The organism is Nostoc sp. CALU 546 (assembly GCF_048836525.1).
The window spans coordinates 22,085-37,878 of sequence record NZ_JAWJTF010000037.1; the positions used below are offsets into that span (position 1 = coordinate 22,085).

The window sequence follows — 15,794 nt, forward strand, 5'->3', positions numbered from 1 at the left end:
GTAGGGACACAATAATATCCATTGGTGTCAACTTAACGCGAAACCGCACGTCCGCCAGGGATTGTAATTCAGTAGACTTTAGCTATGAGCCAGAGAATGAATTCTCTGGCGGGTTATGAAGCCCGCAGCGAAGCTATTTCTAGCTGAAGTTGACACCAATGAATAATATCGCGTCCCTACACAAAGATTTTTCAACCACGAGAAAATTATCGCCGCTTAGGAGTGGCGCTGCGGGTGGTGCGTTTCTCTTCATCTCGACGACGGCGATCGCGCCAGTCTGCCAGGGTCAAATAACCAATACCACCAGTGACTACTACGAGCAGCACTACAGCAAATAAAGCCAAAATACTCAAAAATGGACTTTCCACAATGCCTCTACAGTCCGTTACGTCCCCACACTACCATTGCAATTGACCAAGTAAACACAACTAACAGTGATACCCAACCTAGTGTCAAAATCTCCATAGTCCCACTTTTCAAATAATTACAAAAGGTTTCTAATATTTATCATACAGGGATTGGGCGGTTGATCCTTCAGCAGTGTTGGTGCGATCGCTGCACTCTTAAATTTTACTCAAGGACGCAAAGTGAACGAAACTTCAGATGTTCAACTGATGGCAGAACGCCTAGAATCCCTGAAAGCTGGAATAATTGGGGGTTTATCTGTGTGTTGCGCTTTTGGAATTACCAGTCTGTTGAATACTTTAGTTCTGGCAAAGTATTTTTCAACACTCGCAAGTCTGCAAAATGATCTTAACTGGCATTGGTGGGTGAGTGGTGCGATCGCAACTTTTACTGGTTTGCTATTTGGTGTCACCTACCGCTACATCATCCGCTCAGATAAAAACCCTCAACTCAAAGCTGGTGGTGTGCTAGCCTTTGGCTTGGTGCGGGGATTAACTCAGATAGAACTTGGGTGGAATTCTCATAGCACAATTTGGCCTTTTGTGGTCTTGGCCTTTGAAAGTGTATTGTGGTTTGCAATAGCTGCGATCGTTCTTGATATCGCTATTCAACTGCGTTGGGTTAGACCTTTTTCATCAATCTAAACAGGCAGTTTGTAGTTCAAATACATGAAAAAGGTTGTAAATACCGCATTATTGTAGTATATTGACTACAATAACTTACATGGCTATTTTGTAAGCCTTAAAAAATACGTATAAACAACTACTCTTATTAAATAAGATTATTTATTACCTAATATGAAATCTCAAATATCCCACTACTATCTAATAGTCGATTTGGAGGCTACTTGCTGTAACAGTAAGACTATTCCTCGTCACGAAATGGAAATCATCGAAATCGGTGCAGTGATGCTCAATCGAACAACCTGGGAAATTGATTCAGAGTTTCAGCAATTCATCCAACCTGTGAGACATCCACAACTGACAGGTTTTTGCACCGAATTGACTAGCATTCGGCAGCAAGATGTTGACGAAGCACCCAAATTTTTAGAGGCAATTTCTCGCTTCAAAGAATGGATTGATTTATTTCCCAATTATATTTTTTGTTCTTGGGGCGGTTACGACAAAAAGCAATTTATTCAAGATTGCGCGTTTCATAATTTCTCTTACCCTTTTACTTCAGAGCACATAAATATCAAAGAGGAATTTTCAGAATATCTTGGCGTATCTAAAAAATTTGGTATGGCAGAGGCTCTCAATAAGCTAGGAATAGAATTGAAAGGCAAACATCATCGTGGAATTGATGATGCTCATAACATTGCATCTATCTACAGACAGATTAAAACTAAAAAATTAAGCTGATTGAAGAAGAATGCAGAATTCAGCAATCAAGACGCTTTGCAAACGCTAATGCAGCCCTGAACTAGTAGTCTGCCAACCCAAAAATGCTAAGTGAGGACTGGGGAAAGGGGAAAGGGAAAAGGGTAAGAGATTTAAACCCTTTCCCCCCGCCCCTTATCCCCAGAGGGGACCCCACCTTCCCCCTTACCCTTTACCCCGCCAAGTTCACTTGGCGAACTACTAGACTATAAGTGTAATCCTAACTATGGCAGGAAACCTTTGTGAAAGCTAGATGGATTATCACAGCAGTTTCGGCAGCACTATTTTTCGGCGGTAGCCTGCTCACATCATTGCGTGACCCTTGGTTTCAGAACTTGCAGCGTCCCGACTGGTTAACCTTTGAATTCCTCATCCCATTTATCTGGACATTCATTTGGATCTGTCTGACAATTTCAGCAATTATCGTCTGGGAGAGAAGCTCAAAACAGTCTCGTCCTTGGCTGTTGATGGGTTTGTACGCAGCGATCGCTCTTTTAACCTCCGTTTACAGTCCCATTGTGGTAGAAATTCGCAGCCTAACAGGTGGAATGATTGTCGGTGGCTTGGCAACACTTCTCGTCTATATTTTGGCATTTTTGGTTAAGCCAATTTCCCAAAAAGCCTCGTGGCTGTTCTTACCTTATGCTCTCTGGGGCCCTTTCGGTACTTATCTCACTTGGCTATTAATCCAACTTAATCAGGGCACAGGCAGATAAAAGACTTCGACACTGAAAATTAAGCGATTGATCGCTAACTACAAACCTCACAAAATTAATGTAACAGACCACTATTGAGATTTGGCAATATCTATCGTTTGCCAGAGGAAGCAATGATTGTGATTTTCTATGCTTTTGGTGATTTAGTATCACTCACATATAGGAATCCGGTTTGATTTCTGAAAAAAAATCTGTACACCTCTAATTTCCTTCTTTCTTGTTAAGAGTTCTTTATCTCTACAAGTAATTTCAAAAATCAAATACTAGTCCTATATTTTCACTCTAGTTTTTTTCAGCAACAGCATTTCTAGACAAAAACTGCTTTAGAAAAAGAGGAATATATGCAGGGTTTTCGCTTAGGTTCCATTTTCGGGTTTGAAATCCGAATAGACTTGTCCTGGCTATTAATTGTCTTCCTCATCCTGTGGACATTAAGTGCAGGTCTATTTCCAGCCAACTATCCGGGACTTTCCAATGCAACTTATTTCGGTATGGGCCTAGTAGCAACGTTTTTCTTCTTTGCCTCGCTACTGGCTCATGAGCTTTCTCATTCCTTGGTGGCTAAGACAAAAGGAATTCCCGTCGAAGGCATCACTCTGTTTATCTTTGGTGGGGTGTCACGCACTCGTATGGATGCCGAACGTCCTGATGATGAGTTTCAGATTGCGATCATTGGGCCCTTGACCAGTTTAGTGCTGGCTGCTTTCTTCGGTTTAGTTGCGTATATCGGCACAAATGCTGGATGGAGTGTTGTAGTTACGGGTGTCGCATCTTACCTCGGAACAATTAACCTCATCTTAGCCATATTCAATATGCTGCCTGGGTTTCCTCTAGATGGCGGTCGTGTTTTTCGATCGCTAATTTGGAAGTATACTGGCAATCAGAAAAAGGCTACCAAAATCGCCTCGACGAGCGGTAAATGGTTAGCTTATTTGCTTATTGCCCTTGGTTTCTGGGAGTTGTTCGGTTCAGCCTTGTTGAGTGGACTCTGGTTGATCCTGATTGGTTGGTTCTTATATAATGCCGCAGAAGCCGGTTACGAAGAGCTTTTGATCCGCACAAGCCTGGAAGGAGTAAAGGCACAGGAAATCATGACTCCCCATCCAGAAACGGTAAATGCTGACCTGACGCTGCAAGATTTAGTGGATAAATATTTCCTCAGTCGTCGCTACCAGTCTTTCCCAGTAACGGAAGATAGTCATCCTATAGGGATTATTACCTTAAATCAGGTCAAGGATATCCCGCGCGAAGAATGGATTTATCGTACTGTTAGAGATGCCATGATTTCCACAGACACAGGAGTTACTGCTCGTCCAGAAGAGCAGATGTCGCAGGTATTGGAAAAAATGCAAGAATCGGGAGTTCGTCGGGTACTGGTGACTCAGAATGGTTCACTCAAAGGCATTATTACCGCTAACGATGTCGCACATTGGTTACGGCGACAGCGAGACTTAGGCAACCAGATGGGATAAATAAATGGAAAAAATTAGCACCAGCTTTGATATTTAGCCGCAAATCAAAATGTGAAAATCTTATGCCCTAAGATTGATAATTATTATTCTTAGCTAAAGGGCTTTTTAGAAGAAAAATTTTTCTTACTGGATGAGTACTCAGAACAATTCATCGCTTCTTCAGTGAGAACAATAGAAGGGTTTACTGCACATTTTAGATAATGATTATTGGAATAAAAGCGGCAGTTTTTACAGGGAAGTCTGTGTGCACTGTTGATGGATAAAACCATCTTTTCATCTAAAAATACTCGGATTTTTTGCAATATTAGAAAAAAACCTATCCAACCAATTATAAAGCCAACAGGAGATAAAGATATCGCTAGATCACGGATAGTTATTTCATGCATTTGTGCTTGATCAATTTTGACTTCACTCCGGATTCCTTGCTCTAAATTACTATTGACTACTACAGTTTTTTGCCTGATTTGATTAGGATGCATATTATTTACCTTTTGTTATATGTCTTTATTGCCTTGATTTTTGCTCGCCGGGTAATTAACTAATAATTTGTGAAAAGACATGATCTATTCCTGTTTTATCGTAGTTAGTAGGTTGATAACACTCTTGAATTTGAAATATATAGACGTTTAGTAAGCAAATAAATTCAGAAAATGCTTATAAACAAGTACTGAATCTTAGGTTAATCGTAAAAAAGTTGAAAAACGCCCATATTAGAGGTGTAGCGCTCAAAGCCGACCAGGAAATAAGGGTATTTATGGATTTGGTTTATTCATGTGTATTTTAATTAACTAAAAATCACTACACAGTTGTCAAGTTGTCAGTAGGTAAGATTCTAATGCTTACAAGTTCTTAATTATAGGTTTAGCAAAATAAATTTTTAGCTATATCTGTCAAGAGTTTTGCTTGTTATTTGTCCTTATATATCCAAGGGAATAAATTAAGTAAGAGAGACATAGATGTTTATTTATATGTTATAATATGTAGAAATAATTTATCAAACTTTTATAGACATTAAAACTATGTCATCTTTATCACTACAACTGAATCCATAGTTAAACTTATCGACTCAGATGAATAAAATAAGGAATTATGATGTTTGGTGTTATATTCACTTGATTACTTATCACTATCAGTTTTTTAATTATTTTTAAGCTACCTTTCTTTATTAAAATTGATACTTTTATTAAAGCGATACATGGTGTTGTTTACGGAATTTCAAATGCAATTCTGCTCTCAATACTCAGTTTTTTTAGATTTCGCTTGATTATCCTGACTCTGGGCTTATTCTTGTTTATTTTAAATACAATTATTTTTGCATTGACAGCTTATGTAGTAGAGCATTTTCGCTTAAGATGGTGCTTTTGGAGTGCTTTGAATGCCTCCACTGGGTTGGCCGTGATTAATTCTATTCTCTTGAGTATTTTGCCTCGAATTACCTGATAACTAAGGTAATATATATAATATTTGGCTTGATTTGGCTGCAAAACAACATTCCATAATCGGATTACAAGCCAACAATATTGATTTTGAGGCTACAATTTATGATAAAGTTTTGGCGAAAAACAATAGTTTTTTTCTTCACAACAATTTTGCTGGCAATTCTGCTGATTTCTCATGAACCAGTACCAATAGCTGAGGCACAATCTTCTACACCAATACCAACCCCTGCTAGATCATTTCCCCCTGTAGCCTATCCTAATAGGGCACTAAGTGCTTCTCCTGCACAGCTACCACCATTGCCTTATGCTTATGGGGCATTAGGAAAAGCTATTGATGCTGAGACAATGAAATTGCATCATAATGCACACCATGCTAGCTATGTCAAGAACTTAAATGATGCATTGAAGCAGTATCCAGATTTGCAAAAAAGAAGTGTTGAAGCTTTACTAGTAGATTTGAACAGCGTACCTGAAGATATTCGGACAAAAGTACGTAATAATGGTGGTGGCCACCTCAACCACACGATTTTTTGGCAACTAATGAGTCCTGAAGGTGGTGGACAACCATCGGGAGCGATCGCTCAAGAAATTAACAAAACTTTTGGCAGTTTTGATGCCTTTAAAAAACAGTTTAATGCAGCGGGTGCAGCTCGTTTCGGTAGTGGTTGGGTTTGGTTAGTACGCAATCCTCAAAAGCAACTCCAGATTGTCACCACCGCAAATCAGGATAACCCAATTATGGAGGGTTCATATCCGATTATGGGTAATGATCTGTGGGAACATGCTTATTACCTAAAATATCGCAACCGTCGGGCTGAGTATTTGAATAATTGGTGGAATGTGGTGAATTGGCCGCAGATTAACAGGCGATACCTTTCCTTCTCTACGGAACGCTCTTTGACATCTTCACCGACCTAAAGGCGCTCTTAAGAAGGAGTAATGAGTAATAAGTAATAAGTAATAAGTAATGAGTAATGAGTAAATACCCATTTTTCATCCACTCATTACTCCTTACTCATTACTTTAATAGCGTTCGCTTTTAGCGTCTCGTAGAGAAGCGTTAGCGAGTCTTGTCTACGACACGCTACGCGAACGATAGCGGAGCGGTAGCGAGTCTGCGAGCGTCGCGTCTTTATTCTGACTCCTGAATTCTGAATTCTTCTTCAATTCTGAGCCTGATGTTCGCAGACTTGCTTAGGCGTAGCCCGTCTTAGACATCGCTGGAAACCAGCACTCTGACTTTTGGCTAAATCCCGTTATGTAACATAATTACGAAGTTTCAAAGCCCTCTGTTTGTGACGGACTATACATAGTAGAACAATTAGCAACACAAGCGCTTTGATCATTGATGGCTCCACTACCCTCTTCACTTCCGTAGGAGTTTTAGGAGTCACATTACACGGAATTTCAATGATCTGTGTGTGATCAGAACCATTACCACTGGGAGTCAGATCGCATTCGCCTTTGTTGGTGAGAGACAAAGGTGGATTTTCTGGAGAAACAGGTGCAGGTGGTTGAGATGAAGAAACAGATGGTTGAGCTGAAGAACTATCACCACCCAGTACTAGAAGCAGAAATAAAGCAAGACCCCCAGCTCCGATTATTGGCCAGAGTGGAAAGGAATCAGAACTGTCTGGTACCATGACATCTCCCGCAGAGGCAGGGAAAGCATCAAAAGCTATTGTTTCTCCATCCAAGGCTAGTGGATTGTCACTTAGCAACGTATCTCCTGCGATATCTTCTCCTAAGAGCTGATTAAATTCCTGTGGAATCGCATTATTGGGCCGTCCGAGTTCCCCACCATCTTCGGAGTATGGAAAGGATAGTACTTCAAAAATCTTCTGTTGGAGTTGGTTCTGATCTCCAGAATTCAATGCATCCAAGCCTGTAGAGATTTTATTTAAATAGAAATTTGTCATCTCTGGCGAAAGACCTAGAGACTGAATCTGCTCTTGAATGTTAGAAATTTTTGAGGCCTCTTCAAACAGCAGTCGTCCGTATGACAATTTCAGGTCTAGTAATCCATTACGAAGACTAACAGAGTCATTGACTCCTGAGTATGGTGCCCAGTAGAACTGCTTGGTTACAAGTCCGAGTCCTTCTACTGGATTGCGACCAAAAGGTTGTCCTAGAAGGTATTGAGATCCATCCATGATTGTGGGGGATGCATTTCTCCAAAATGAGGCGTAAGGCACGGCAGAGAGATTGGGATTATTGCCGTAGAAGCTAGCGAAATTCTGGAAGTTTTTCTCCCCACCGGCTGCTCGGATGAGAAGGTTTTGATAACTAGTCCCATTGTTGAACTCCACTAATTGTTGGATTACCGATCCAGTCTTATTGCAGGTCAGACCAAATCCCACATCACATGCAGGAATGACTCGCATCCGGCTCAAATTTTGGTTATTAATTTGGTACTGGAGATACTCAGACTCCAGTCCTTGTTGGATGCCATAGCGTCCAACATTTAACTGTGCAAAAGCAGATTGACACGTAGTGAGTACTACTGCAACAGATGAAAATGCGATCGCTGCAAAGCGAACCACCTTCGGCATCGCAATTCTTTGAACAATTGATTTAGGCAAGATGCACCTCCACTAAACGACAGCAATTTAATTGGGAATTGGGCATGGGCATGGGCAAAACAGTTCCTCAGCACTCATGACTCAGCACTCAACACTCCCCACTCCCCAATTCAACTCTTAGATAAATGAATGTTGATTGTGATTCCTGTACCTTTGAGGCTTCCTGATGAGAGTGGGTGATATAAGACCAATGCTCGGTTTGGTTGGTCAAAAAGAAAGCCACGACGCGTGGGTTTGATTTTCCCTTGCTTGACTAAGGAAACAAAGGTTTCTAAATATCTACGTATACCTTGACGGTTTCCTTGATTAGGATTCATATGACGCTCAACCAGCATCATAAAGAAGTCCAAACTACGATTTTCCTGCCCCTGAATCAGGCTACCCTCATCTAGGAAAGAACTGGCTATAAGCCTGCCATTAACTTGTTTGACCTTAAACAGAGTAAAGTAACGCCCTTCTTTTTTAGGATCATTCGCATAACAAACCCAGGAACCCTCTTGATTCTGTGTAAAACCCTGTTCAGCAAGATAAGAAAGCAAAGAATTACTTGCCTTAGTTTGTGGTGGAGGTAATAAATCCTCAATGGGATCTAAAGAGCAAATCCTCTGTGTTGTTTTCCGTTGAGAAACAGCAGTAGTTTGCTGGGTGTTGACGCGGAAGGGCTTGTCATCAGACATTGCCATGCTAGACATCGCAGCCAACACAGATATTTGGAGAGCGATCGCTCCAAACAAACGAACAATGATATTCATGTTTTTCCTGTTACTCTTATTTGCGTTGTCAATAATCGAGTTTTTACTAAATCAAGATTGATCTAGCAGCCCTAAATCATTTGCTAAATTTAAGAGCTTGCCTCATTTGGTTGAGGATAGCTGAAGTTTTCACCAATCAAATAGGACTTTTATATATAGGTAACTAAATCTAAATAAACACAGAATATTAATGTCTTAGTCGCAAGACAAATCGGGCTTTTTGATATTTTTACATATACAAAAAACAATTGACTCTATGTCAAAACTTTTCTATTTACTGTTGTCTAATTTTTTGCCATTAGAAGAGGGTTTTATGCCTTCCTAACTAGCTGTTATGATTACTAAAAAAAGGCTTTTTTAGCTCTTTAGTACCTTATATAAGCAGAATTTCAAAAGCTCTGTGCTTTGCACATTGGGGCTTTTGTTGATTTCCTGGGTGGATCGAATAGTTTTTTGTTTTTTAGAGGTAGCACACCTAAATAACTGTTTCCGCATGGTTGCAATTTGATGTATAAAATAATATCTCCTGACAGTAAAATAATATTACCATGAGCTTGAGACATGCAACAGTATTGTGGACAGTTGTCAAAGTTGTACACAGTGAATTGGAACCACCTCTTGATTAAATTTCATGGCAAATAGGTGAGAGCCAAAGCAATCTATTTAGACCTCACTAGTCTTAGATTCTCCAATACTATTGTTCTTCAACTAATAAATTTACGTCTTAAATATAACTTACTTATAATTTCAATACGTATAAGCAATCTACTGCGATCGCTAACCCAAGTTCCTGGTTATGCTGCGGAGCAATCGTATCTAACAAAGTTAAATTAGATTACAAATCTAAAATTTGTGATCTAATATGCTGTTGTTGCTACAGACCTGATAAGCGTCTAAGCTCAGATTCCCGATTTCTATTGTTGTGTACAAATGATTAAGTAGAGCTATATATTGTCACGATGAAAAAATACGTCTTTAAATTTGCTCTGTAGATAGAGAAGTATCCTGAGAAAAACTGGTATATTGACAAGTTTGATTAGTAACAAGTTTTGACTAAAATTAAGAGAATAACTTGGTATTTTTACAAGCCTTGGCAGTATGAATGTGGAATTTTTTAACAGGATTCCTTTGATGCCTTTAGTATTACTCTTATTGGCTTATACTCTCTTGGGATGGTATCTTGCTGCTCATCATATTATTTGGTTGGTAGGGGCTTTTGTCGCTGCTATGGTTATAGCTGTAGTGCGAAAAAGTATTTATTGGTTAGAACGTTTAATTGAATTTGGCTCTAAAATTTTAGTTGTCATTTTATTTTTAAGTATATCAATTGCCTTAGTAGCAACTTGGTCGATATTATTAAGGCTCTTTATCATTCCCTTAGCCACTACGCTTTTAGCTGATTTGGAAATGCGCTTTTCTGGCTTAAATAAACTAGATTCATTTTGGGTTATAACAGTCCTAGCTGTCTTGGGTTTGGTAGTAGGTGAATTAATAGATATTTTACTTTTTCCCAGTAGCCGATACTAAAAAATTAGGGTTGAAGAAGAATTCAGAAGCCATTACTCATTACTCATTACTCATTTAATTTGGTTCACCGATAATGATACCAAAACTGTATGAATAAAAAATGGGTAAATCTCATCAAAGTCAACAGCCTAGATTTAGACTCGCCACTCATTTTAAACCCATTTATTCAGACGCGACTCGAAAATACTCACTTGCCGCCGACACTATCAGCCAGTCGCACAGAAAACATTGCTGTTAGCGGATAGCTAAGGTTTAGCCCATTCTGACTCCTGAATTCTGTTTGATAAACCACCCATTCTCAATCAAGGAAACGTTTGTGGTACGGGAATTACGAGCTTTATGACCAAAGAATGCACGATTACCCATTATTAGTCAATCATTCTTTAGATTACTAAAAATCTCACTCGTGGAAGAAGTGTTACCGAGTCAGATTTTCTATGTTATTGTCATCACGATGTTGTCTAGTAAAAGAATTGGGAGCGATGCCTACGGCGGCAAGCTACGCAGGGAAGTACCAAATAATTTGAGGACATCTCATTGGTGACTGTCACTTTCCCGTCACATTTATTTTTTACCATAGTGGGTATGAGTAAAACAGTGATTAAAATCTGACCTACCCGAAGGCTAGCTTTTGGGCTAGTAGTTCACAACCTCAAAGGTCTTGGTGAATTGTGAGTTCCCAAATTTGGAGTACATAAGATAATTCCTTTGTTGAATAAAGACTATGAAACCAAGCCAAGAGTCCCAACTCAACACTAAATAACGGAGTAATGTGAGTAGACCTAAAGACTACAGTTTGCTTGAGCAGACAACATCAACTGAAGTAGGAGTACCTAAGCCATCCCTAACATTATCAGACGCAGTAGCTCTGATTGTGGGTATTGTTATCGGGGCAGGGATTTTCCAAACTCCGGCTCTAGTGGCAAGTCAAGCAGGCAGTGATCTTGCTGTAATGTTTCTTTGGCTAATGGGTGGTGTCGTGTCTCTGGTAGGAGCCTTGTGCTATGCAGAGTTGGCGACTGTTTATCCCGATGTCGGCGGTGTCTACTACTATTTGAAACGTGCATTCGGGCGGGGAGTCGCCTTTTTATTTGCCTGGGCGCGGATGACAGTCATTCAAACTGGTTCCATTGCTCTTTTGGCATTTGTTTTTGGTGATTATGTTTCTCAGATATGGCGGTTAGGAACGTTTTCGTCTTCTATTTATGCAGCTATAGCGATCGCACTTTTAACTGCTTTGAACATTGTCGGTTTACAGCAGGGTAAGTGGACGCAAAACTTGTTAAGTGCTGCCAAAGTTCTAGGTTTGTTGCTGGTAGTAATTCTTGGGCTTACGGCCATTCCTAATTCTGCCCCCCCTGTGGAACCTGCATCATCAGGAACCTGGGGACTGGCGATGGTGTTTGTGTTGCTATCTTACGGCGGCTGGAATGAAGCGGCTTACATCTCCGCAGAAATTCAAAATGGACGACGTAATATTCTGCGATCGCTAATGTGGAGTATTGGCATTATCACCGCCATTTACTTGCTAATCAATCTGGCTTACCTGCGGGGACTGGGATTAGAAAATATGTCACAGTCAGAAGCAGTAGCCGCAGATTTAATGCGCTCTATTTGGGGCGCACCGGGAGCCTTGTTCATTAGTGTATTGATTGCGATCGCTACTTTGGGAGCAACCAACGCTACAATATTTACTGGAGCGCGTACTAACTACGCACTAGGACAGGATTTTGCCCTATTTGGTTTTATGGGACGCTGGCAACAACGTCCTAGCAGTCCTACCTATGCCTTATTTTTGCAAGCAGCGATCGCCTTAGCACTGGTTTTTTTAGGCACGCTTACCCGCAAAGGCTTTGAAACAATGGTGGATTACACCGCCCCAATATTTTGGTTCTTCTTCTTGCTTTCCGGCATATCACTGATGGTACTGCGAATCCGCGAACCCCACATAGTGCGCCCATTTCGTGTGCCATTTTATCCTTTCACACCATTACTCTTTTGCGCCGTCTGTGGTTACTTGCTCTACTCCAGCTTGGCCTATACAGGTGTGGGAGCAATTGCTGGTGTTTTAGTTGTCGCAGCAGGTATCCCCGTGTTGTTCTGGAATAACTACCGTCAACGTAGGACTTAATACAATTTTGCGTCGCACCTTTGGTGCGCTTTTAGCGCAACTTTGATTTTGGATTGTGTAAACCAAACCTCACACTGTAAGCAATTCAAAATTCTATGACTATCAGTTGTTTTCCTAACTACTGACCACAAGCTACTGAATCAAGGAGAAAATTCATGAACTTCAAAAAAATTCTGTTTTTACTGGCTACAGGTGTTAGTATCACAAGTCTGGGAATTGCTGGGTGTACACCGCAACAGCAAGATTTGGAAGCCGGGACGCAACCTTCTACCTTAACCGGTCAAACCGAAACCGAAACACCATCTGCGACAACTCCCACAACTCAACCACAAGAACGCCCCGGTGATGTTCCTTATGTACCTACACCACAGCCAGTTGTAGATGCAATGTTGAAAGTGGCAAAAGTGGGTAAGAATGATGTACTTTACGACCTTGGTAGCGGTGATGGGAGAATTGTCAATACTGCGGCACAAAAGTTTGGTACGCGCGGTATAGGTATAGATATTAACCCCGAACGCATCCAAGAAGCTAATGATAATGCCCAGAAGGCAGGAGTCACCGATCGCGTCAAGTTTGTCCAACAAGACTTGTTCACCACTGACTTTAGTGAAGCAACAGTAGTTACACTTTACTTACTGCCAGAGGTAAACGCCAAACTTCGTCCCAAGCTATTGAGTGAACTCAAACCTGGGACTCGCATTGTCTCCCACGCTTTTGATATGGGTGATTGGAAACCAGAGCAGACTTTAACTGTAGATGGAAAAACTATTTACTACTGGGTAGTTCCTGAACAAGTACCAGCGAATTTACGATAGGGACTAATACCAATTCATAATACTCGCCGGAGGCGAGAAGCAAGCTACGTAATTCGTAATTAAGAGGCATCAGATTCAAGTTGAGTTTTCATCTCTTGAATCTGTAGCCTAACTTTTGAGAATCAGTTTAAGAAATTTAAAATTATCAAATAAGAATTTTAAATTCCCTCCATTAGGAGTTGACAGGAATAACTTTAAATATAGAAAAGAATAATCCATCAATCTTTCGACTGAGCGTCGAAGTCCAGAATTGTTTGACTGAGTGCTAATTCCAGCAAAAGCAGCTTAGGGAGGAAATATGATAGGGTTAAAGGGAAAGAACGCTTTAATTACAGGTGCAACTTCAGGAATCGGTCAGGCGATCGCTATCAGACTCGCTCAAGAAGGGTGCAACATCGCTATCAATTACCGCAAAAGCCCTGAAGCTGCGGTAGACACAGAAGAGATGGCATTGCGAAAAGCCTGTGGAAACATCGAAAATTGTGGCGTAAAGTCACTACTGGTTCAAGGAGATGTCTCCCAAGAATCAGACATTGTTGAGATGGTCAACACCGTAGTAAAGGAATTTGGCAGTCTAGATATTCTAGTTAACAATGCTGGGATTCAAACAGAAAGCCCATCCCACGAAGTTACCACAGCAGACTTTGATCGGGTAATTGCAGTTAATCTCCGGGGTGCTTATCTCTGCGCCCGTGAAACTATTAAACACCTCCTGTCTCTGAATCGTTCGGGAGTGATTATCAATATTTCCAGCGTTCACGAAATTATTCCGCGACCGATGTATATTAGCTATTCCATTAGCAAAGGTGGGATGGAAAACCTAACCAAAACCTTAGCATTGGAATATGCTAACCGCGGTATTCGTGTAAACTCCGTTGCGCCCGGAGCAACAATCACCCCAATAAATCAAGACTGGATAGATGACCCCGAAAAAAAGGCGATCGTGGAAAGTCACATTCCAATGAAGCGTGCTGGCACCTCAGAGGAGATGGCAGCCGCAGTAGCTTTTTTAGCTTCGGATGAAGCCGCCTACATCACCGGACAAACGCTATTTGTAGATGGTGGATTGACTCTGTATGCTGACTTCCGGGAAACCTGGTCAGCTTGAGGTAAGGCTGGCGTACTTTCCACAATTGAGCCGATACATAATTATTAGTGGAATTAAACGCCCATGACTAGCGCAATCGATCAGAACAGTCAACTGGAAGCAGAAGCCTGGGAATTGTTGGAAGAGTCGATAATTTATTACCAGGGAAGACCTATTGGGACTGTAGCCGCCCACGATCCGGAGTCAGATGCACTCAATTATGACCAGTGCTTTCTCCGCGATTTTGTCCCTTCTGCCTTAGTGTTTCTGATGTACGGCAAAGCAGAGATTGTCCGTAACTTCTTAGTAGAAACACTGAAATTACAAAGTCATGAAAAGCAGATAGACTGCTTTGAACCAGGAGCGGGATTAATGCCTGCAAGTTTCAAAGTACATTCCAAGGGGAATGAGGAATTTTTGGTCGCTGATTTTGGTGAATTGGCGATCGCTCGTGTTTCCCCAATTGATTCTTGTATGTGGTGGATTCTCCTGCTACGTGCTTATGAAAAAGCTACAGGCGATTTAACCCTAGCGCGTCAGCCAGATTTTCAAGCAGGAATCAAGTTAATTTTGGATCTTTGCTTGGTACATCGCTTTTCCATGTACCCAACAATGTTAGTTCCCGATGGCGCATTTATGATTGACCGTCGCATGGGAGTCTACGAACATCCTCTAGAAATTCAGGTGTTATTCTATGCGTCTCTCAGGGCTGCTACTGAATTGCTTTTACCAGATGGGGATGGCGATAGCTACCTCGGCAAAGTCAATAAGCGATTGGGATCTTTGAAATATCATATCCGCAACTATTATTGGCTAGACCTGAAGCGATTGGGGGAAATCTATCGTTACAAAGATAACGAATTTGGTAAAGAAATTGTTAATAAATTCAACATCAACTCAGAATCAATCCCCAGTTGGTTAACCGAGTGGTTGCCCGAAACTGGAGGATATTTAGCGGGAAATCTGGGGCCGGGACGGATAGATTTTCGCTTTTTTGCTCTGGGAAATCTGATGGCAATCTTAGCTTCCTTAGCAAGCGAAAAAGAATCTCAAAGCATTATGAATTTATTTGCCCAACGTTGGCAAGACTTGATCGGCCATATGCCTGTTAAAATCTGCTTTCCAGCATTGGAAGGTTTAGAGTGGAGAATTGTGACAGGATGTGATTCTAAGAACAGGGCTTGGTCTTATCACAACGGCGGTAACTGGCCCGTTTTGCTGTGGTTATTTACGGCTGCGGCAATGAAAGCAGATCGAACAGAACTTGCCCAAGCAGCGATCGCCATTGCCGAAAGGCGTTTATTTAAGGATAAATTCCCGGAATACTACGATGGACACAATGCTCGTTTGATTGGCAAAGAAGCCAGAATTTATCAAACTTGGAGCATCGCCGGATTGCTAGCAGCCAAAAAGTTGCTGGAAAATCCAGATCACTTGGAATTAATCAGCTTTGTAGAGGGTCTTGAAGTCCCAGGCTGTAGTCTGTAGG

General features: G+C 41.1%; 17 protein-coding genes. 12 read left to right on the plus strand and 5 right to left on the minus strand.

Going from position 1 to position 15,794, the window contains the following annotated elements; translation table 11 throughout:
* Positions 1–206: 206 nt before the first annotated feature.
* Both RRG12_RS19235 and petN read right to left on the minus strand, forming a co-directional pair.
* Positions 207–368, minus strand: a complete 162-nt coding sequence (locus tag RRG12_RS19235) for a hypothetical protein (RefSeq protein WP_094350864.1) — start codon at positions 366–368, stop codon at positions 207–209.
* 7 nt (positions 369–375) lie between these two features.
* Positions 376–465 (minus strand): cytochrome b6-f complex subunit PetN, encoded by a 90-nt coding sequence (petN, locus tag RRG12_RS19240; RefSeq protein WP_012408302.1) that lies wholly within the window; start codon positions 463–465, stop codon positions 376–378.
* A gap of 149 nt (positions 466–614) precedes the next feature.
* Here petN and RRG12_RS19245 point away from each other — a divergent pair, with 149 nt between their 5' ends.
* The 4 genes from RRG12_RS19245 to RRG12_RS19260 all read left to right on the plus strand — a co-directional run bounded on the left by RRG12_RS19245 (position 615) and on the right by RRG12_RS19260 (position 3,972).
* On the plus strand, positions 615–1,049 hold the full coding sequence (locus tag RRG12_RS19245) for a hypothetical protein (protein ID WP_069071859.1): 435 nt from the start codon (positions 615–617) through the stop codon (positions 1,047–1,049).
* Positions 1,050–1,202: 153 nt separating this feature from the next.
* On the plus strand, positions 1,203–1,766 hold the full coding sequence (locus tag RRG12_RS19250; RefSeq protein ID WP_069071829.1) for a 3'-5' exonuclease: 564 nt from the start codon (positions 1,203–1,205) through the stop codon (positions 1,764–1,766).
* A 260-nt stretch (positions 1,767–2,026) separates the two neighbouring features.
* The gene (locus tag RRG12_RS19255) at positions 2,027–2,500 is read left to right on the plus strand and encodes a TspO/MBR family protein (protein ID WP_420760369.1); all 474 of its coding nucleotides are present in this window, start codon (positions 2,027–2,029) and stop codon (positions 2,498–2,500) included.
* Between the two features lie 341 nt (positions 2,501–2,841).
* Positions 2,842–3,972 carry a site-2 protease family protein gene (locus RRG12_RS19260; protein WP_420760370.1) on the plus strand — a complete coding sequence of 377 codons (1,131 nt, stop codon included), beginning with the start codon at positions 2,842–2,844 and terminating at the stop codon, positions 3,970–3,972.
* 89 nt (positions 3,973–4,061) lie between these two features.
* On the opposite strand, the gene RRG12_RS19265 is transcribed toward RRG12_RS19260, so the two are convergent.
* Positions 4,062–4,451 (minus strand): hypothetical protein, encoded by a 390-nt coding sequence (locus tag RRG12_RS19265; RefSeq protein WP_420760371.1) that lies wholly within the window; start codon positions 4,449–4,451, stop codon positions 4,062–4,064.
* 649 nt (positions 4,452–5,100) lie between these two features.
* On the opposite strand from RRG12_RS19265, the gene RRG12_RS19270 reads away from it, so the two are divergent.
* Positions 5,101–5,412: a phage holin family protein gene (locus tag RRG12_RS19270; RefSeq protein WP_420760392.1), complete on the plus strand. Its 312-nt coding sequence runs from the start codon at positions 5,101–5,103 to the stop codon at positions 5,410–5,412.
* A gap of 101 nt (positions 5,413–5,513) precedes the next feature.
* A complete protein-coding gene (locus RRG12_RS19275) occupies positions 5,514–6,329 on the plus strand; it encodes a superoxide dismutase (protein ID WP_069071833.1) in 816 nt (271 codons plus the stop codon).
* Between the two features lie 338 nt (positions 6,330–6,667).
* Here the strand turns inward: RRG12_RS19275 and RRG12_RS19280 are convergent, their stop codons facing one another.
* Complete coding sequence (locus RRG12_RS19280; protein WP_420760372.1) at positions 6,668–7,993, minus strand: hypothetical protein; 1,326 nt, start codon at positions 7,991–7,993, stop codon at positions 6,668–6,670.
* Positions 7,994–8,103: 110 nt separating this feature from the next.
* Positions 8,104–8,745 carry a hypothetical protein gene (locus tag RRG12_RS19285; protein ID WP_420760373.1) on the minus strand — a complete coding sequence of 214 codons (642 nt, stop codon included), beginning with the start codon at positions 8,743–8,745 and terminating at the stop codon, positions 8,104–8,106.
* Positions 8,746–9,843: 1,098 nt separating this feature from the next.
* Between RRG12_RS19285 and RRG12_RS19290 the strand changes: the two genes are divergently transcribed.
* The 6 genes from RRG12_RS19290 (at position 9,844) to RRG12_RS19315 (ending at position 15,793) form a co-directional block, all read left to right on the plus strand.
* Positions 9,844–10,272, plus strand: a complete 429-nt coding sequence (locus RRG12_RS19290) for a hypothetical protein (RefSeq protein WP_069071836.1) — start codon at positions 9,844–9,846, stop codon at positions 10,270–10,272.
* A gap of 89 nt (positions 10,273–10,361) precedes the next feature.
* On the plus strand, positions 10,362–10,517 hold the full coding sequence (locus RRG12_RS19295) for a hypothetical protein (RefSeq protein WP_420760374.1): 156 nt from the start codon (positions 10,362–10,364) through the stop codon (positions 10,515–10,517).
* Positions 10,518–11,044: 527 nt separating this feature from the next.
* Entirely contained in the window at positions 11,045–12,403 is a 1,359-nt protein-coding gene (locus RRG12_RS19300; RefSeq protein WP_420760375.1) for an APC family permease, read from the plus strand.
* A 155-nt stretch (positions 12,404–12,558) separates the two neighbouring features.
* Positions 12,559–13,218: a class I SAM-dependent methyltransferase gene (locus tag RRG12_RS19305; RefSeq protein WP_069071838.1), complete on the plus strand. Its 660-nt coding sequence runs from the start codon at positions 12,559–12,561 to the stop codon at positions 13,216–13,218.
* Positions 13,219–13,516: 298 nt separating this feature from the next.
* Positions 13,517–14,326, plus strand: coding sequence for an SDR family oxidoreductase (locus RRG12_RS19310; RefSeq protein WP_420760376.1), 810 nt, complete (start codon positions 13,517–13,519; stop codon positions 14,324–14,326).
* A 63-nt stretch (positions 14,327–14,389) separates the two neighbouring features.
* The gene (locus tag RRG12_RS19315) at positions 14,390–15,793 is read left to right on the plus strand and encodes a glycoside hydrolase 100 family protein (protein ID WP_420760377.1); all 1,404 of its coding nucleotides are present in this window, start codon (positions 14,390–14,392) and stop codon (positions 15,791–15,793) included.
* Position 15,794 lies beyond the last annotated feature (1 nt).